This window comes from Streptomyces sp. NPDC055243, from assembly GCF_044544025.1.
Taxonomy (GTDB): domain Bacteria; phylum Actinomycetota; class Actinomycetes; order Streptomycetales; family Streptomycetaceae; genus Streptomyces.
The window spans coordinates 178,089-195,610 of record NZ_JBITWR010000016.1; the positions used below are offsets into that span (position 1 = coordinate 178,089).

Annotated in this window: 16 protein-coding genes and 3 pseudogenes; 7 read left to right on the forward strand and 12 right to left on the reverse strand. The window is 71.2% G+C overall.

Features of this window, described 5'->3' with window-relative positions; all coding sequences use genetic code 11:
* Positions 1-7: 7 nt before the first annotated feature.
* Positions 8-1,081, forward strand: a pseudogene (locus tag ACIGXX_RS35410) (protein kinase family protein).
* 19 nt (positions 1,082-1,100) lie between these two features.
* Here the strand turns inward: ACIGXX_RS35410 and ACIGXX_RS35415 are convergent.
* Genes ACIGXX_RS35415 through ACIGXX_RS35425 form a run of 3 tightly spaced genes read right to left on the reverse strand, consistent with a single transcriptional unit; the run spans position 1,101 to position 3,540 of the window.
* Complete coding sequence (locus tag ACIGXX_RS35415) at positions 1,101-1,463, reverse strand: STAS domain-containing protein (RefSeq protein WP_351169624.1); 363 nt, start codon at positions 1,461-1,463, stop codon at positions 1,101-1,103.
* Positions 1,460-2,731, reverse strand: coding sequence for a SpoIIE family protein phosphatase (locus ACIGXX_RS35420; RefSeq protein ID WP_361474215.1), 1,272 nt, complete (start codon positions 2,729-2,731; stop codon positions 1,460-1,462). The genes ACIGXX_RS35415 and ACIGXX_RS35420 overlap by 4 nt, the downstream gene beginning before the upstream one ends.
* On the reverse strand, positions 2,731-3,540 hold the full coding sequence (locus ACIGXX_RS35425) for an alpha/beta fold hydrolase (protein WP_399981944.1): 810 nt from the start codon (positions 3,538-3,540) through the stop codon (positions 2,731-2,733). Before ACIGXX_RS35425 ends, ACIGXX_RS35420 begins: the two co-directional genes overlap by 1 nt.
* A gap of 303 nt (positions 3,541-3,843) precedes the next feature.
* On the opposite strand from ACIGXX_RS35425, the gene ACIGXX_RS35430 reads away from it, so the two are divergent.
* The 4 genes from ACIGXX_RS35430 to uvrA all read left to right on the forward strand — a co-directional run bounded on the left by ACIGXX_RS35430 (position 3,844) and on the right by uvrA (position 9,219).
* Complete coding sequence (locus ACIGXX_RS35430; protein ID WP_351169633.1) at positions 3,844-4,284, forward strand: ATP-binding protein; 441 nt, start codon at positions 3,844-3,846, stop codon at positions 4,282-4,284.
* A 176-nt stretch (positions 4,285-4,460) separates the two neighbouring features.
* Positions 4,461-4,961: a hemerythrin domain-containing protein gene (locus tag ACIGXX_RS35435; RefSeq protein ID WP_351169636.1), complete on the forward strand. Its 501-nt coding sequence runs from the start codon at positions 4,461-4,463 to the stop codon at positions 4,959-4,961.
* Between the two features lie 51 nt (positions 4,962-5,012).
* Positions 5,013-6,623: a sulfite oxidase gene (locus ACIGXX_RS35440; protein WP_383821091.1), complete on the forward strand. Its 1,611-nt coding sequence runs from the start codon at positions 5,013-5,015 to the stop codon at positions 6,621-6,623.
* A 112-nt stretch (positions 6,624-6,735) separates the two neighbouring features.
* The gene (gene uvrA / locus ACIGXX_RS35445; protein ID WP_399981949.1) at positions 6,736-9,219 is read left to right on the forward strand and encodes an excinuclease ABC subunit UvrA; all 2,484 of its coding nucleotides are present in this window, start codon (positions 6,736-6,738) and stop codon (positions 9,217-9,219) included.
* Between the two features lie 48 nt (positions 9,220-9,267).
* On the opposite strand, the gene ACIGXX_RS35450 is transcribed toward uvrA, so the two are convergent.
* The 5 genes from ACIGXX_RS35450 to ACIGXX_RS35470 all read right to left on the reverse strand — a co-directional run bounded on the left by ACIGXX_RS35450 (position 9,268) and on the right by ACIGXX_RS35470 (position 13,974).
* Positions 9,268-10,404, reverse strand: a complete 1,137-nt coding sequence (locus ACIGXX_RS35450) for a PQQ-dependent sugar dehydrogenase (protein WP_383821095.1) — start codon at positions 10,402-10,404, stop codon at positions 9,268-9,270.
* 347 nt (positions 10,405-10,751) lie between these two features.
* Complete coding sequence (locus ACIGXX_RS35455) at positions 10,752-11,771, reverse strand: PDR/VanB family oxidoreductase (protein ID WP_399981953.1); 1,020 nt, start codon at positions 11,769-11,771, stop codon at positions 10,752-10,754.
* On the reverse strand, positions 11,768-12,028 hold the full coding sequence (locus ACIGXX_RS35460; protein ID WP_383821101.1) for a hypothetical protein: 261 nt from the start codon (positions 12,026-12,028) through the stop codon (positions 11,768-11,770). Before ACIGXX_RS35460 ends, ACIGXX_RS35455 begins: the two co-directional genes overlap by 4 nt.
* Positions 12,025-13,089, reverse strand: coding sequence for an aromatic ring-hydroxylating dioxygenase subunit alpha (locus ACIGXX_RS35465; protein ID WP_361474237.1), 1,065 nt, complete (start codon positions 13,087-13,089; stop codon positions 12,025-12,027). Before ACIGXX_RS35465 ends, ACIGXX_RS35460 begins: the two co-directional genes overlap by 4 nt.
* Before the next feature lie 156 nt (positions 13,090-13,245).
* Positions 13,246-13,974 carry an IclR family transcriptional regulator gene (locus ACIGXX_RS35470; RefSeq protein WP_399981958.1) on the reverse strand — a complete coding sequence of 243 codons (729 nt, stop codon included), beginning with the start codon at positions 13,972-13,974 and terminating at the stop codon, positions 13,246-13,248.
* Positions 13,975-14,201: 227 nt separating this feature from the next.
* Between ACIGXX_RS35470 and ACIGXX_RS35475 the strand changes: the two are divergent.
* Positions 14,202-14,399 (forward strand): annotated as a pseudogene (locus ACIGXX_RS35475) (TetR/AcrR family transcriptional regulator); the annotation flags it as partial.
* Between the two features lie 134 nt (positions 14,400-14,533).
* Here ACIGXX_RS35475 and ACIGXX_RS35480 read toward each other — a convergent pair.
* The 4 genes from ACIGXX_RS35480 to ACIGXX_RS35495 form a co-directional block, all read right to left on the reverse strand.
* Positions 14,534-15,295, reverse strand: coding sequence for an enoyl-CoA hydratase (locus tag ACIGXX_RS35480; RefSeq protein ID WP_351169660.1), 762 nt, complete (start codon positions 15,293-15,295; stop codon positions 14,534-14,536).
* On the reverse strand, positions 15,292-15,420 hold the full coding sequence (locus ACIGXX_RS35485) for a hypothetical protein (RefSeq protein WP_361474243.1): 129 nt from the start codon (positions 15,418-15,420) through the stop codon (positions 15,292-15,294). The genes ACIGXX_RS35480 and ACIGXX_RS35485 overlap by 4 nt, the downstream gene beginning before the upstream one ends.
* A gap of 222 nt (positions 15,421-15,642) precedes the next feature.
* Positions 15,643-16,374, reverse strand: coding sequence for a hypothetical protein (locus ACIGXX_RS35490; protein WP_399981961.1), 732 nt, complete (start codon positions 16,372-16,374; stop codon positions 15,643-15,645).
* A 379-nt stretch (positions 16,375-16,753) separates the two neighbouring features.
* On the reverse strand, positions 16,754-16,957 hold the full coding sequence (locus ACIGXX_RS35495) for a hypothetical protein (RefSeq protein WP_399981964.1): 204 nt from the start codon (positions 16,955-16,957) through the stop codon (positions 16,754-16,756).
* 464 nt (positions 16,958-17,421) lie between these two features.
* Here ACIGXX_RS35495 and ACIGXX_RS35500 point away from each other — a divergent pair.
* Positions 17,422-17,522: pseudogene (locus tag ACIGXX_RS35500) on the forward strand (DNA-directed RNA polymerase subunit alpha); the annotation flags it as partial.

Genomic DNA, 17,522 nt, shown 5'->3' on the forward strand with positions numbered 1-17,522 from the left:
CCCCGACATGGCGCACGGTTCGCGCCTCGCCGCCCATGAGGCCGTCTCCACCGCGCTGGCCCGGCACGATGACCGGGCCCTGCTCGCGCTCGTGGAGACGGCCGCACCGCTCGGTTCCGGCATCGGCGGCACGTCGGCCCTGCTGGACGTCGCCGGGACCCCGGTCTTCGTGAAGCGGGTGCCCCTCACCGATCTGGAGAGGCGACCGTAGAACGTCGGCTCCACGGCCAACCTGTTCGGCCTTCCCCTCTTCTGCCAGTACGGCATCGGCAGTCCCGGCTTCGGGGCCTGGCGGGAACTCGCCGTGCACACCATGACGACGGACTGGGTGATCGCGGGAGACCACGAGGGGTTTCCCCTGATGCACCACTGGCGGGTGCTGCCGGATTCCGCGCCGCCGCGCGACTCCACACTGCCCGCTGAACTGGCCGACACCGAACGGGCGGTGGCCTTCTGGGGCGGCGGATCGCAGGTGCGCAGCCGGATCGAGGGGCTCCAGCGGTCCTCGGCGAGCGTCGCGCTGTTCCTGGAGTACGTCCCGCAGAACCTGCACCAGTGGCTGGGCGAGCGGTTGGGCACCGGCGGCGAGGCGGCCGAGCGGGCCTGCGCCATGGTGGAGAGGGACCTGGAAACCGCAACCGCGTTCATGAACGCCAGCGGCCTCCTGCACTTCGACGCCCACTTCGAGAACATCCTCACCGACGGCCGGCGGCTCTACTTCGCGGACTACGGCCTCGCGATGTCCTCCCGCTTCGCACTGTCGCCGCAGGAGGCGGACTTCTTCGACCGGCACCGGACGTACGACCGCGTCTACGCGCTCACCTATCTGGTGAACTGGCTGGTCACCGCCGTGTACGGGGACGAGAGAGACGATCGCGAGGCGCGGATTCGCGCTTTTGCCCAGGGCGAGCACCCCACAGGAGTCCCGGCGGCGGTCGCGGCGATCGTCGCCCGGCACGCGCCGCTCACCGCGGTGATGGCCACGTTCTTCCGCAGGCTTCAGCGCGAGCACCGGCAGACGCCCTACCCGCTGGCGGAGATCCGCCGGATCGGCCGCGGGTACAGCCCGCGCATCGCCTGACGGACCGCCGCACGGTGTGTCAGGGGTGGGGCGCGGCGGGTGTCCAGGCCGCTTCGGCCGCTTGCGCGGTGGGGTGGGTGGGGAAGACCCGGTCCAGCCCGACCATGCCGAGGATGCGGCTGATGTGGCCGGGGACCGCGGCCAGGGCGATGTCCGCCCGGGCGGCCAGGGCGTGGTTGCGGGCGGCGATCAGGGCGGAGATGCCGCTCGAGTCGCAGAAGGTGATGCCGGTCAGGTCGACGACGAGCTGCTGGTCTGCCCGCAGGGTCAGCTTGGGCAGGAGTTCGCGCAGCTGGGAGCAGCTGTCGTAGTCGAGTTCGCCGGCCAGTTCGACGACGGGCCCGGCGGCGGTGGTTCGGGTATGGATGGCGAGCTCAGTCACTGCTGCTCTTCACTGGTGGGTCGGGGCACGCTGATGGCGAGGACGGCGGTGTCGTCATCGACTCCGGTGCCGAAGGTGTCGAGCAGGTCACGGATCGCTGCGACGGCGCCGGATGCGGTGGCCGGTGCCAGCGTCTGGGCGAAGTCGAGGAGGGCCTCGTCCCCGTAGCGGTCGTCGTCGCTGTTCGAAGCCGTGTGGGCTTCGGTGAGGCCGTCGGTGTGCAGCAGCAGGGTGTCGCCCGCCGTGAGACGGACGGCGGTGGTGGCGATGTGGGCGTCGGGCAGGACGCCGATGAGCTGGCCCCCTGGGGTGGGCAGGTAGTCGGCGCTTCCGTCCGTGCGCATCAGCAGGGCCGGGGGGTGGCCGCCGCTGGCCAGCGTGACGCGGAAGCCGCCCTGGTCGGTGTCGGGGGTGAGCAGTCCGAAGATGACGGTGCAGAACCGCGGGTCCTCGCCGTTGTACTCGTGGTTGAGGACCGTGTTGAGGTTGCTCAGGACGGCGGCCGGGTCGGGGTCGTAGACGGCGGCGGCCCGCAGCGTGTAGCGGGCCAGGGAGGTGACGGCCGCGGCGGCGGCACCCTTGCCGCACACGTCGCCCAGGAACAGCCCCCATGTCCCCTCGGCGAGGGGGAAGAGGTCGTAGAAGTCGCCGCCGACCTTGTCGGCGGAGGCGATGTGGTAGTGCGCGGCCACTTCCAGGCCGGGCACGCTCACCAGCGCCGGGGGCAGCAGGGTCTGCTGGAGGGCGGCGTTGAGCCGCTTGAGCTCCTCGCGTTCGCGCTCTGCTTCCTGACGGGCGCGCAGCAGCTCGGTCTCGTAGGCGCGGCGGTCGCGGGCGTCGAAGACCGTGGTGCGGATCAGCAGCGGCTGGCCGTCGCCGCCGGTCTTGACCGTGGAGGTCACAAGGACGGGCAGCCGGCTGCCGTCGGCGGCCCTGAGCTCCAGGGCGATCTCGCTGATCTCGCCCTGCATGCGCAGCAGCGGGGCGAAGTGCGTCTCGTGGTAGAGCCGGCCGCCCACCGTCAGCAGGTCGGCGAACGTCCTGCGGCCCACCAGGTCGTCGTGGGCGTAGCCGAGCCAGTCCAGCAGCGTCAGGTTGATCTTGGCGATGGTGCCGTCGAGCAGCGTGGAGAGGTAACCGCACGGCGCGTGCTCGTACAGGTCCTCGACGCTGTCCTCCAGGAGTGCGGAGAACGCCGCGTGGTCGCCTCCGGGCAGCTCCTCGGGGTCCGGGTGCTCGCCGCTCCCGCCGTCGCTGGTCCTGGACATCATCGTGTGGCTTCGACGAAGTCGGTGATCGCGGCGGCCGTCTCCTCCGGCGCGGCGAGCTGGGGGCAGTGCCCGGTCGCGTTCAGGGTGACGAGACGGCTGCCGGAGATCTGGGCCTGCACGAAGGCTCCGACCTCCGGGGGCGCGATCGCGTCGCTGGAACACTGCGCGACCAGGGCGGGGACGCTGACCTCGGCGAGGTCGTCGCGGTTGTCGGACAGGAAGGTGACCCGGGCGAAGACGCGGGCGATCTCCGGATCGGTGCTGCAGAAGCTGTTGGTCAGTTCCTCGCCCAGCTCCGGCCGCTCGGGATTGCCCATGATCACCGGAGCCATGGCGCCCGACCAGCCCAGGTAGTTCGCATCCAGTGAGCCGAGGAGCTCGTCGATGTCCTCGGCGCTGAACCCGCCGCGGTAGCCGGTGGCCGGATCGTCGATGAAGCACGGCGAAGGGGCGAGCAGCACCAGACCGGCGAATGCCTCCGGTTGCCGCGCCGCTGCCAGGACGCCCATCATCGCGCTCACCGAGTGCCCCACGAACGTCACCGGGCCGAGCGCGAGGTCACGGCATATCTCCAGCACGTCCTGTACGTAGCCCTCCAGCGAGGAATAGCGTTCCTCGCTCCACGCCGACAGGTCCGAGCGCCCGGCCCCCACGTGGTCGAACAGCACCACGGTGTAGTCGCGCTCCAGGAGCGGCGCCACCAGCCGCCACATGTTCTGGTCGCATCCGAACCCGTGCGCGAGCATCACCACCGGTCCCCCGGCCCGACCGGACACCGTCACGTGGTTCCTGCTCCGAACAGCCATGCGGGACATCCTCGCAGAATCCCCGCTCACCGCTTCCTCGGCGCTTCTTCGGCGCTTCCTCGACGCGGGCGGGGGTCTGTCACCATGTTCTGGACTGCACTCGCTGGTGCGGCGCGGGCCCGAGCAGACACCGGAAACCTGCCTGACGGTACGGGCGGTCCTGCTCGAACGGATTATCGATCCAACCCAGAACAGTATGCGACGCGTCCAGCAGGGTAGGTGAGCGCAGACAACGGGGACGAAGGTGGAGAAGAAATGGAGTCAGCCGGCATTGACGGCGCGGGGCCGTCGAGAGCTCGCACCATGGGCGTAGCCGTGCCCTTGAACGGCGGGGACGCCTCCATCGCCGAGGCACGCCACCTCGCGATCGACTTCCTCACCCGCGCCCAGGTGGACGAGAACGTGGCCGTCTCCGCCCGCGCGATGGACCTCACCCAACTGGTGGTGAGCGAGCTGGTCACCAATGCCCGCAAGTACGCCCCCGGGCCCATGCTGATGGAGCTGTGCATCGAGGACGCCGCGGTGGCGGTGACCGTGCACGACAGCGCCCGCGTCCGGCCCGTCGCCCGCTCCGAGGACCCGCACAGAATCGGCGGGCACGGCCTGGAGATCGTCATGGCCGTCGCCCAGAAGTTCCACGTCCACCTCGAACCGGCCGGCAAGCGCGTCACCGCCCACATCGCCCTGGCCGCCGAACCGGCCGCCGGCGTCCCTCGCGGCGCCGCCCCTCACGCCTCACGGTGACCTGCCGGCACCGGTGACCTGCTGACAGCCGCCGCGCGCATCCGGTAGGCCGCAGGAGTGACACACGCGATGGCCGGGTACACGGGGCACCCCATGGGCCGGTGCGCACGCTACGTATCTCTACGAGGGCACCCACCGCACTGAGCCCGTCCGCCCCGCTGAGAAGGAGCCCCACCATGCCGGACAAGGCAACGGCAACCGACGTCGTAGAACTGATCCTCGACGACCACCGGCGGATGGAGGACCTGTTCCGCCAGATGCGCAGCGTGGAAGCCGAGCGGGCCGATGCGCTGAAGAAATTCGCCGGCCTGCTCGTCGCGCACGCACTCGCGGAGGAGGCCGAGGTCTACCCCGCGCTCAGGCGCTACCGCGACATCGACAACGACGAGGTCGAACACGGCGTCGAGGAGCACGAGGAGGGCAACGAGGCGCTGCTGGCCCTCCTGGAGGTGGACGAAGTCGGCTCCGACGACTGGGACGAGAAGCTGGAGAAACTCGTCGAGGCCGTGGCCCACCACACCGACGAGGAGGAGCGGACGATCCTCAACGGCGCACGCGAGAACGTGGCCATGGAACGCCGCGAGGAACTGGGCGCCGCCTTCACCAAGGAGCGCGCCAGGCACCTCGACGCGGACTGCGGAAGCATCGACAACGTCCGGCGCCTCGTGAAAGATTGAAACGGGCTTGGCGGACCAATCCGCACCCGCCCCCGCTCCGGATAACCCGATGTGAGCGAAGAAGTGAAAACATCGAGGCGCGAAGGCGTATGGCGCCCAGTCGGGCTCGGCGCCTTGAGCGGCCTTCTGGCCGGTTACGCCGCGCTGGCGACGGCCGAGCTCGTGTCCGCCGCGGTACGCCCCGAGTCCAGCCCCGTGATCGCGGTGGGCGGGGCCGCGATCGACCGCACCCCGACCGCGGTGAAGGACTGGGCGATCCGGAACTTCGGGACGGAGGACAAGCTCGTCCTCCAGCTCGGCATCCTCGCCGTCCTCACCCTTCTCGCGCTCGCCCTCGGGGCACTGGCGGCCCGGCACCGCCGTATCGGCTCGGCGGGAGTCCTCCTGTTCGGCGTGGTCGGCGGCCTGGCCGCGACGAACCGGCCCGACTCCACGAGCGTCGCGGACGCGCTGCCGTCGGTGGCCGGCGCCCTGGTCGGAGCAGGGCTTCTCTATTGCCTCGTCGGACGCCTGCGGTCACCCAGGACACTCAGGTCACTCGAAAGTCCGGCTCACGACGAGGCGACGGGCGGCTGGGACCGGCGGGGATTCGTCCTCGCGGCGACGGCCGCGGCAGCCGCTTCCACGGGCGTCGGCCTGCTCGGCCGCTCGCTGAACGGCGCGCAGGGGCAGAGCGCCGTCGCCTCCCGCGATCAGATCAGACTGCCCGCCCCCGCATCGGCAGCCTCGACCGTGCCCAAGGGCGCGGCGCTGCGGGTCAAGGGCATTAGCCCGTACATGACACCCAATCAGGACTTCTACCGGGTCGACACCGCGCTGGTGGTCCCCAAGGTCGACGCGACCTCATGGCGGCTGCGCATCCACGGCAAGGGGGTCACGCGCGAGACGACCGTCTCCTTCGCGGACCTGCTGGGCATGCCGCTCATCGAGCGGAACATCACGCTGGCCTGCGTCTCGAACGAGGTGGGCGGCCCGTACGTGGGCAACGCCCGGTGGATCGGCGTACGGCTGGCGGATCTCCTGGCGCAGTGCGGCGTGCGGCCGCCGTCGAAGGGCGGGCCCGCGGACCAGCTGGTCGCGCGGTCCGTGGACGGGATGACCATCGGCAGCCCGGTCGAGGACGTCATGGACGGCCGCGACGCGATGCTCGCCCTCGGCATGAACGGCGAGCCGCTGCCCTTCGCGCACGGTTTCCCCGTACGCATGGTGGTCCCCGGCCTGTACGGGTTCGTGTCCGCCTGCAAGTGGATCGAGGACATCGAGCTGACCACGTTCGACGACTACGACCCCTATTGGGTGAAGCGGGACTGGGCCCGCGAGGCCCCGGTCAAGACCCAGTCCCGGATCGACACACCCAAGCCCTTCGCCCGCCCCCAGGCGGGCACCGTGATGGTCGCCGGGGTCGCCTGGGCCCAGCACCGCGGCATCGACAAGGTGGAAGTACGCGTCGACGACGGGCGCTGGCAGCAGGCGGATCTCGCCGCCGAGGACACCCGGGACACCTGGCGCCAGTGGTCCTTTCCCTGGAAGGCCACATCGGGCGGCCACACGCTCACCGTGCGGGCGACCGACCGCACGGGCGAGGTCCAGACCGAGAAGCGGACCCGCACCGTGCCCGACGGGGCCAGCGGACGGCACTCGGTGGTGGTCACCGTCGACTGACCCGCCCCACGCCATTGAAACGGCCCTGGTACCGAAGACCTGATACCGAAGATGTGACGGCTCATTCGCGTGGCGACCGAACGCGATGGCCGCGAACGGTTAAGCACATGCCATGGAAGAAAACGCGGCTTCCCCCTGCGTGCGGGTCCGGGGGGCCAACGAGCACAATCTGAACAACGTGGACGTGGACATTCCGCGGGACGCGATGGTCGCCTTCACCGGCGTCTCCGGCTCGGGCAAGTCCTCGCTCGCCTTCGGCACGCTCTACGCCGAGGCCCAGCGCCGGTACTTCGAGTCGGTCGCGCCCTACGCCCGTCGGCTGCTTCAGCAGGTCGGCGCACCGCACGTGGAAGAGATCACCGGGCTGCCGCCCGCCGTGGCCCTTCAGCAGCGCCGCGGTGCGCCCAGTTCACGGTCGACGGTGGGCACGCTCACCACCCTGTCCAACCTGCTGCGCATCCTCTACTCCCGTGCCGGCACCTACCCGCCGGGCGCCGAACGGCTGGAGGCCGAGGCGTTCTCGCCCAACACCTCGGCCGGCGCCTGCCCCCAGTGCCACGGCCTGGGCGCCGTGCACGACGTCACCGAGCAACTGCTCGTGCCGGACCCGTCGCTGAGCATCCGGGACGGCGCGATCGCGGGCTGGCCGGGTGCCTGGCAGGGCGCGAACCTGCGCAGCATCGTGAGCGGTCTCGGCATCGACATCGACAGACCCTGGCGCAGGCTCAAGAAGAAGGACAGGGAATGGCTGCTCTACACCGACGAGCAGCCTTCCGTCCGCGTCGAGCCCGAGCCGGGCCGTGTCGACTACGGCTACTACGGAAAGTTCTGGAGCGCCCGCAAGCACGTCATGCACGTCCTGGCCGACTCCAAGAGCCAGCGGATGCGTGACCGTGCGATGCGGTTCGTGCAGGGCGTGCCCTGCCCCGCGTGCTCGGGCAGCGGCCTGCGGCCCGAGGCGCTCGCGGTCACCTTCGCGGGCCGCTCCGTCGCCGAGGTGAACGCGCTGCCGCTCGCCGAGGTCGCGGCCCTGCTGCGGCCCGTCGCGAAACCGCCGAAAGCATCGGCCGCCACGGCGAGCGCCCGGTCCGGGGAGAGCACCGAGGCCGCGGTGCGGATCTGCGCCGACGTGGTCGCACGCGTCGAGGTGCTGCTCGACCTCGGCCTCGGCTACCTCAGCCTCGGTCGCCGCTCGACGACGCTCTCGCCCGGCGAGGCACAGCGCCTGCGGATCGCCACCCAGTTGCGCTCGGGCCTGTTCGGCGTCGTCTACGTGCTCGACGAGCCGTCCGCGGGCCTGCACCCCGCCGACGCGGAGCCGCTGCTCGACGTGCTGGACCAGCTGAAGGCCTCGGGCAACTCGCTGTTCGTCGTGGAGCACGACATGGACGTCGTACGACGGGCGGACTGGGTCGTCGACATCGGGCCCGGCGCCGGTGAGGCCGGCGGACGGGTCTTGTACAGCGGTCCGGTCGCCGGCCTGGAAGAGGTCGCGGAGTCGGCCACCGGCGACTACCTGTTCGGACGCGCCCAGCAGCCCGCGCACAGCCCCCGCGCGCCGCAGGGCTGGCTGCACCTGCGCGGTGTCTCCCGCCACAACCTGCGGGACGTGTCCGTCGACGTACCGCTGCGCGTGCTGACGGCGGTGACCGGCGTATCCGGGTCCGGGAAGTCGACGCTGGTCACGCAGGTGCTCGCCGAAGTCGTGCGCAACCACCTCGGCCTCGCGCCCGAAGAGCCCGACGAACCCGGCGAGGGCGAGGCGGAGCTGGAGATCGACGTGCGGGACGCGGCCGGGGTCGAATCGTTCGACCGGCTCGTGCGGGTCGACCAGCGGCCCATCGGCCGCACGCCCCGCTCCAACCTGGCGACGTACACGGGGATGTTCGACGCCGTACGCAAGCTGTACGCGGCGACGGACGAGGCGAGGGCGCGCGGCTACACGCCAGGCCGCTTCTCCTTCAACGTCGCCGAGGGGCGGTGCGAGACGTGCCAGGGCGAGGGGTTCGTCGCGGTCGAATTGCTGTTCCTGCCCGGGACCTACTCCCCCTGCCCGGCGTGCCACGGCGCGCGGTACAACGCCGAGACACTCGAAGTGACCTACCGCGGCAAGCACATCGCGGACGTGCTCGCGATGTCCGTCGACGAGGCCGCCGTGTTCCTCGTGGACGTTCCCGCCGCGGCCCGAAGCCTCGAAACGCTCCGGGAGGTGGGCCTTGGATACCTTCGCCTGGGCCAGCCCGCGACGGAACTCAGCGGCGGCGAGGCCCAGCGCATCAAGCTCGCCACCGAACTCCAGCGGGCCCGGCGCGGCCATGCGCTCTACCTGCTCGACGAGCCGACCGCGGGCCTGCACCCAGCGGACATCGCGCTGCTGCTGCGACAACTGCACCGACTCGTCGACGCCGACAACACGGTCGTCCTGGTCGAGCACGACCTCGACACGATCGCCACCGCCGACTGGGTCATCGACCTCGGACCGGGCGGCGGCGACGCGGGCGGCCGGGTGGTCGCCAAGGGCACACCCGCGAAGGTCGCCAGATCGAAGCGCAGCGCCACCGCGCCCTATCTCGCGCCTCGGCTGGTGCGCTCCTGAGCGCACCAGCCGACGAAGCTGTCGTCGAACCAGTAGTCGAACCGGTCGTCACGCCGGGTCGATGCGGAAGATGCTGCCGCCGATGTCGAGCACGTACAGCTCGCCCCTGCCGCCCTGCATGAAGGAGATGACCTCGCCGCCGTTGACTCCGAGGTCGCTGGCGCCGGTCACCTTGCCGTTCTCCATCCGCAGGGCGCGGATGGTGCCGTCGCAGTAGTCGCTGAACACGTACTGACCCTTGAGGGCCGGGATCGCCTTGCCCCGGTAGACGTATCCGCCGGTCACCGAGCAGCCGAGCCCGGTGCGGTCGTACTCGTGGACCGGCGGCACGTGGTTCGCGGGCTCCGTGCCGCCCCGGAAGGGATGGCTGCCCTCCATCTGGGACCAGCCGTAGTTCTCGCCGCCCTTGCTGGCGGCCGGGGCCCAGTCGATCTCCTCCCACGCGCTCTGGCCGACGTCGCCGATCAGCAGGTCGCCCGTGCCCGCGTCGAAGGAGAACCGCCACGGGTTGCGCAGCCCGTACGCCCAGATCTCGTCCTTGGCATTCGGGTCGCCCACGAAGGGGTTGTCCGACGGGATCGCGTACGGCTTGCCGCCCCTCGGGTCGATCCGCAGGAGCTTGCCGAGCAGTGTGTCGAGGTTCTGCCCGTTGCCGTGCGGGTCACCGCCCGAACCGCCGTCGCCGAGCGCTATGTAGAGGTAGCCGTCGGGGCCGAACTTGATGTCGCCGCCGTTGTGGTTCGGATAGGGCTGCGTCTGGGTGATGACGGTGCGCCGGGTCTCGGTCCTGATCTTGCCGTGCCGCACGGCGAACTCGTCCACGGTGCTGGTGCCTTCGAGGTTCGTGAACGAGATGTACAGGTGCGCGAACTTCTTGTCGAACGCGATGCCGAGCAGCCCGCGTTCACCGTCGGTGGTGGTCTCCTTGGATATGTCGAGGACGGGCTTGCTCAAGCCCTTGGGGCTCAAGACCCTTACGGTGCCCGCGCGTTCGGCCACCCAGACGGTGCCGCCGGGCCCTGCGGCACCGGCGGTCGGATTCGCGGCCGTGGTCACCTTCGTGAGCGCGACCTTCGGAACTTCGCGTGGGGCGGCGGGCTCGTCGGCGGACGCCGCGGTCAGGGCGAGGGAAGCGACGAGACAGATGGTGGCGATGATCGCCGAGCTTCTGGTGCGAACGTTCACCGTGATCCTCCTGGAGGCGGCGAAGAGGGGGTCACCCGGCTGCTCGGGGCAGACGTGGACGGGGTGCGGCCCGCACCGGCACGCAACCTGGGTGGGGGGATGGTGTGCTAGTGGTCACGGATGAGGATACTGGGACAGGCGTGCCTGGTATAGACCAGGACGCCACCCATCTGCTCCCCGCCCTCAATCCACCAACTCCCCACAACACAGCGCCACTTGGGAAATGACTGCCACCCGGTGAGGTGCATGCTGCGGGCGATGTTGCCGAGCCAGTGGGCGCTTGGCTTGGGGGTTACATCGTCGCCGCGACCGCGGGCCCTTCACCGGGCGGGTGAGATCCGCCGGTGTCACAGATCCAGGACGAGGCGCGGACCGGCGGCACGCGATACGCAGATGAACATCGTGTCGTTGCGGGCCTGTTCGGCGGGGGTGAGGAGGGAGTCGCGGTGGTCCACGACGCCGTCCAGGACCGGGGTCTCGCAGGTGCCACAGGTGCCCTCCCGGCACGAGGACAGGACCTGTACGCCGGCCTCCTCGACGCTCTGGAGGACGGACTTGTCCGGCGGGACGGTCACCGTCACACCGCTGTGGGAGAGCTCGACCTCGAAGGAGGCGGGCCCGACCTCGAAGGAGACGACCGAAGGGCCTTCGCCGTCGTCCGCCCGCGCCTGCGACTTCGTCTTCGTCTTCGGCGTGAATCGCTCGACGTGCAGCGCGCCGTCGGGCCAGGTGGCGCACCGCCGCTCCACCGCGTCGAGCAGGGGCTCGGGACCGCAGCAGTAGACGAGCGTGCCCGCGGCGGGACTGCCGAGCAGCCCGTCCAGGTCCAGGAGGCCCCTCTCGTCCTGGGGGCACAGCTCCACCCGGCGGGGATGGTCCACGGCGAGCTGCCCGGCGAAGGCCATGGTGGCGCGGCTGCGCCCGCCGTACACCAACCGCCAGTCGGCTCCCCGCCGCTCGGCGGCGTCGATCATCGGCAGGACGGGCGTGATGCCGATGCCGCCGGCGATGAACAAGTAGCGCTCGGAGTCGACCAGTTGGAAGCGGTTGCGGGGTCCGCCGACCCGGACCGTGTCGCCTTCGGCCAGCGTGTCGTGCACGTGCCGGGAGCCGCCCCGGCTCTCCGCCTCGCGCAGCACGGCCACTTGGAGGAGGGAGGTGTCCCCCGGGTCTCCGCACAGCGAGTACTGTCGTACGAGGCCGGGGCCGAGGACCAGGTCGATGTGGGCGCCGGGGCTCCAGGCGGGCAGCCGCCCGCCGGAGGGGTGGGCCAGGCTGAGCCGGACGACGCCCTCGGCGAGGTGCTCCTTGCGCACCAGGGTCAGGTCGAGTTCGCCCCCGCCGCCCGGAAAGGTCGTGCTGGTCATGAGGACTCCCCCTTCACAGGCGCAGGATCAAGAGCAGGAGCAAGGGCAGGGGCAGGCGCAGCAGGGGTGAACTCCGGTGCGGGGCCGGGACGATGGCCATCGGGGTGACCCAGCAGCCAGTCCCACAGCTCCACCGGATCCTCGAACTCCCGCCGCGCACCGCAGTGGCAGGCGGCCAGCAGCCGGTCGGTGCCGAGCACCCAGTGGATGCGGTGGACGCCCTGCCCGGAGAGGACGGGCGGGTGCGGCGGGATCACCGGGCCACCGCCCGGTCCTGGGCCGCGGTGTCCCCCTGGGCCAGGCGGGCGAGAATCCGGCGGGCGGCGAGGCCGCCCGTGTCGATGTTGATGCTCAGCTCCTGGTAGCCGTCCGGCTCGGTGTCCAGGGACTTCTGCAGGACGTTGAGGGCCACCACGTCCTGCATGACCACCGTGTGGTTGCTGGCGCGCAGGAATTCGGTGACGTCCTGGTCGTCGAGGGCGAAGTCGCGGGCCACCGCCCAGAAGTCGTACGTCGTCTTCTCCGTCGAGGGAGTGATGCCGTAGACGACCTCCACGTGGAAGGCGTGCGGGTCGCTGCCGTCCGGATGCGGCTGGGGAGCGCCGACGGGCGCGATGCGCGAGTGGAGCAGGTAGAGACAGGGCGCGTGGTACTCGATGTCCTGCCAGCGGCTGATCCGGCCCGCGATGCCGGTGGACTTGGCGTAGAACGGAGGGCACTGGGCGTCGTCCATGTGTCGGCTCACGCGGATGATCCCGGCCGTGTCGTCGACCTCCGTGGTGATGGGGGTGTCGGCCACCTCGGGGGTGCCGATGTAGCCGCCGTGCAGGTACGTCTCGTGGGAGAGGTCCATGAGGTTGTCGACCAGCAGGCCGTAGTCGCCGTCGATCGGCTCCATGCCCGACACGACGGTGTACTCGGGCGCGTCCATCCACGGAGCGCGGGGCGGCAGGGTGTCCCCGGGCTCGCGGTCGCCTATCCACACCCATACGAAGGAGTCCTGTTCGACCACCGGGTACGTCTTCAGGCGTGCCGTGCGCGGGATGCGCTGCTGGCCGGGCACGGAGACGCAGCCGCCGTCGGTGCCGTAGGTGAAACCGTGGTAGCCGCAGACCACCCGGTCGCCGTCCAGCCGGGTCGGCGCCTGCGACAGCGGGAAACGCCGGTGCACACAGCGCTCCGCCATCGCCACCGCGCGGCCGTCCTGCGTGCGGTAGAGCAGGATCGGCTCGCTCAGTACGGTGCGTCCGAGCAACTCCCGGCCCACCTCCCGGCCGTAGGCGGCGACGTACCACTGATCGCGGACGAAGGCAGTCATGATGTTCCCTTCGGAAGAGGGCGTTCGGAGCGCCTCGGAGCGGGGCGTTCAAGGCGCCATCGTGGAGTTGGCGCCCTCGGCCCACCAGAGGGCTTTCCGCATGCCGGGAAACATCTGCTCAAGGGATGGGTGTGGGGCCGGCGCCGGTCGGGCGGTTCAGACCCGCGGCGTGACCATGGCGCGCGAGATCGCCCGGGCGCTCGTGCACACGAGCCGGGCCAGTGCGTGCGCGGAGGTGCTGCCGCGGTGCACCACCAACGACACCGAGGCGATCACCGTTCCGCCGCGGTGCACCGGGGCGGCGACCGACAGGGCGTCCATCGTGACCTGGCGGTCGCTGACCGCGTAGCCGTTGGTCCGCGTATCGGCCAGCATGCGCCGCAGCTCACGCGGATCGGTGACCGTGCCCGGCGTGAAGCGCTCGAAGGGGCCCGCGAGCGCCTGCTCCTGCACCTCGGCAGGGGCGTGCGCCAGCAGCACGAGTCCGACGCCGGTGGCCGTGAGGGCGAAACGCCCGCCGACGCGCGTCAGTACGGGCACCGCGCCGGACCCCGCGATGCGCTCGACGAAGACGACCTCGGTGCCCTCGCGCACCGCGAGCTGCACGTTCTCGCGGGTGATCTGGGAGAGGTCCTCCAGGAACGGCAGCGCCCGCTCGCGCAGCCCTTGCCCTCGGGGCGCGAGGGAGGCGACTTCCCACAGCCGCAGGCCGACGCGGTAACTCCCCTTGTCACCGCGCTCCAGCGCTCCCCAGGCGGTGAGCTCGCCGAGCATCCGGTGCACGGTCGACACCGGGAGCCCCGTCCGGCGGGAGAGTTCGCTCAGCGTCAGCTCCGGGCAGTTCGCGCTGAACGCACCGAGGATCTGCAGGGCGCGACCAAGCACCGGCCTGGCGCCCGGCTCCGAGCCGCGGCGGCCGGCTGCATCGGCATGCTGCGCCTCATGTACGCGCGAGTCGTCCAATACGCCCTCACCGATCTCCCGACGTGCCTTGCCGTCCCGACGTGCGTTCGGGTCGGCGACCGTCCCAGGCTGCCGCCGTCAGTGTGCAAGAAGGCCGCGGCCACGTCGACACTTCCTGCCCGGCGGAGCCGGTGACGGCACTCGCTACGGTGGGGCCCATCGGGACACCAAGAGGGCCGCGCGGCGGCTACGCGGCAGGGCTGGCCAGGCGCGACCAGATCCTCGAGGCCGCGCTGCTGCGTTTCGGCAAGGACGGCTACCGCAAGACGTCCCTGGCCGGCGTCGCCCGTGATGCCGGGATCACCGATGCCGGGCTGCCGCACCGCTTCCGCGACAAGCAGCAACTGCTGCTGGCCGTGGTGCAGTACTGGCACGAGCGGCTCGACGCCGTGACGCGCTCGCACCTGAACCGCCTGATGAGCGGCATCGCGACCGACGGCAAGGGGCGGCCCATCGCCGACGGCCGGATGGCGCGAGACGGTCAGCCCCTGGGGTTCTTCCGGAGCCCGCTCAGGCGTTCCGCGGTGCCGGGCAGCGAGAGCGACCAGAGCTGCTCCCGCGTTTCCTCCTCCACCACCTGGTCGTGCCCACGCCCGTCGCCCGCGCGCCGCAGCGACTGCTTGGTACGGCGCACGAGTTCCGGTTCGACCGTGCCTGCCCTGGCGGCGAGGGCGTGGGCGGTGGCGAGCAGATCCGGGTCGGGGACGCACCGGTAGGCCAGTCCGGCGGCGGTGGCCGCGGCGCCGTCCAGGCGTTCGCCGAAGAGCACCATCGCGGCGGCCGTCTGGGGTCCGACCAAGCGGTTCAGCATCCAGGTGTGGCCGCCGCCGGGGTGCAGCCCGAGCTTGAGGAATCGGGTGTCGAACCACGCCGATTCGGCGGCCACCCGCACGTCGCAGGCCAGCGCGAGGTTGAGGCCTGCGCCGACCGCCGGGCCGTTGACGGCGGCGATGGTCGGCAGCGGCGAGCGGGCCACCCGGAGGAAGGACTCGTAGACCGTCTCGACTCCCGAGGTGTCGCCCTCGGACGCCGCCAGGAGGTCCGTGAGGTCGGCCCCGGCGCAGAAGGCCGTGCCCGCCCCGGTGAGGACGACCGAGGTGACGTCGGGGTCCTTCTCCAACTCGTCGAAGGCCGCGATGAGTTCGGCGACGAGCGCACCGGACAGGACGTTGCGGCGGTCGGGGTCGTCGAGCGTGAGCGTGGCGGTGCCCCGGTCACGCTCCATCCGCAGCAGGCCGCTCATGCGCCACCGCCCGGGGCGCCGAACGGCTCGGCGGACGGCGTGGCGGGCGGCGCGGCGTCGGCGAACCGGGCCAGCAGGTCCTTCTTGGAGACCCTTCCGACGTGTGACAGGGGGAGGCTCGGCATGATCTCCAGCCGCTCGGGGAGTTTGGATGTGGCGTCTCGTCCTGGGACAGAAACTGGGTCGGCTCGTCCAGGGTAGGCGGCCCCACTCCGTCGCGGGGGACCACACCCGCACACGAGCGACGACCGGTCCGCCGCCACGCCTGCCGGACGGCCCGGCTGAAGGGACCGGTGGGGGCACACCCCGGTCCACCGGTCCCCTGATCCGCCCGTCGCCCGGTCCGCCTATCCGACGCGCTCGATCCGCGCCTCGCGGATCAGGAACTTCCCGGCCTCGCGCACCTCCTCGAACGCCTCGTTGTTGAGCAGCACACAGCTGCCCGACGTCGAAGTGACCTCCACCGTGGTGGACTTGGAGTTGTCCAGGTTCGTCACCTTCAGCTGCGTACCGACGGGGAACTCGTTGCTGGAAGCGGCGGGCGCGCCGGCCTCGCCGGACAGCGTGACGGTGGAGCCGGCGCAGACGACCTCGCCCTCCGCCCCCGTCTCTCCGCCGTCCCCGGGCGGGGCCGTGGGGGAGGCATCGCCACCGGGCTCCTCCGCCGGCGGCTGAGCGGCGTCCCCACCGGCGCCCTGCTCCTCACCGGCACCTGCTCCTTCACCGGCGCCCGCTTCGTCGCCGGCCCCGGCACCCTCGCCCGCACCGGCATCTTCGCCGCCGCCCGCCCCGGCCTCCGCTTCTCCGCCCGTGTCGCAGCCCGACGCCGCCTGCTTTCGCCTGATCTCCTCGATCACCGCTTCCCGATTGGCGATCCGGGCAGCGGACTGCGCGTCGGGATTCGCTCGCTGACCTGCGATGAACTTCTCGTTGTTGCTCAGCGCGGTGGCCAGCCCGTCACACGCTCCCGAGGCCTGGCTCGTGCCGGTCATCACCACCGCGGTTCCCGCCACCAGCGCGGCGGCGCCCACCATGAGGGCGACCTTCTTCTTACGGCTGAGGGTCTTCTTGCGCGACACGTGCGACTCCTGTCCCCGACGGTGTACGCCACCGCCGGATGGGCTTCCGTGTGCCGTCACGTACGCGCGGCGAGCCCGTTCGTCTCAACCGCCCCACCCACAACTCGCGTATCGGAGAGACGCGTACGGCTTCAGACGACGGCGTCGAGGAGCATGAACGCCGTCACAGCCAGCAGCACGGTCGCGAAGGAGCGCTGCAGCACGGGGCCCGACGTCTTGAGGGCCAGGCGCTCGCCGTCCCACGCGACGCGCCCAGGAGTGCGGCGCCCACGAACGGGCCGATGGCCGACCAGCCGAGGCCCGCGACGCTAGCCCCTCCCCCCACCCCCAGCGGGCCGATCAGTGCGCCCGGACCGGCCCCGGTGGCTGGCCGCCGCCTTCACCGGTCGCACCGCGCCGCCCCCAAGGCCTCGGCCGCCGGGGCGGGACGCAGCATCCTGAGCACGGCGAATCCGGCGACAGCGGCGGTGAGGATGGTCTGGGGCAGGCGGCCCGCGACGGCTCCGGCGAGCGCCGCGGGCAGGAGACCGGCGGCGGCCGACCCGCCGGTGACGCTGAGGGCCGCGGAACGGTCGAAGGACACCGCCGGCGACGCGCCTCCGTCGGCGACGGTTCGTCGACCTCGTGGGTGTGAACCTGGCCTCCGCCCGCGACCGGGAGGACGGTCCGGATCGTCTCGTACTTCGATGCGTGGACGGCGGCCAGCTGCCGGCCCAGCAGCGGACCCACGTTCATCGCCTCTTCCCACGGGGCTCCCGAGCGCCCAGCAAGGCTGCTTGCCGTTACCGCGGGTTCGGGGAGGTTGCGGCACTGGTGACGGGGTGCCCGGCGAGCGCGACGCGCCGAGAGCGGAAGAGCGAACAGGCCGCCGGGGAAGGGCCGGTCGAGATCACAAAGTGCACGTGCCGGGGCGACCGCCACCTCGGGAGATGCTCCGCCGGCAGCGAGTTCCGGACCCGGGTGACCAGGTGAGACTGTTTCGCCCGTTACCCTTTGCTGTATCTACGGCGTCAAATAGTGGGCGCCGAACTCTGGAGGCAATACTTCATGCTCATCGCTCAGCGTCCCTCGTTGACCGAAGAGGTCGTCGACGAATTCCGCTCCCGGTTCGTGATCGAGCCGCTGGAGCCGGGCTTCGGCTACACCCT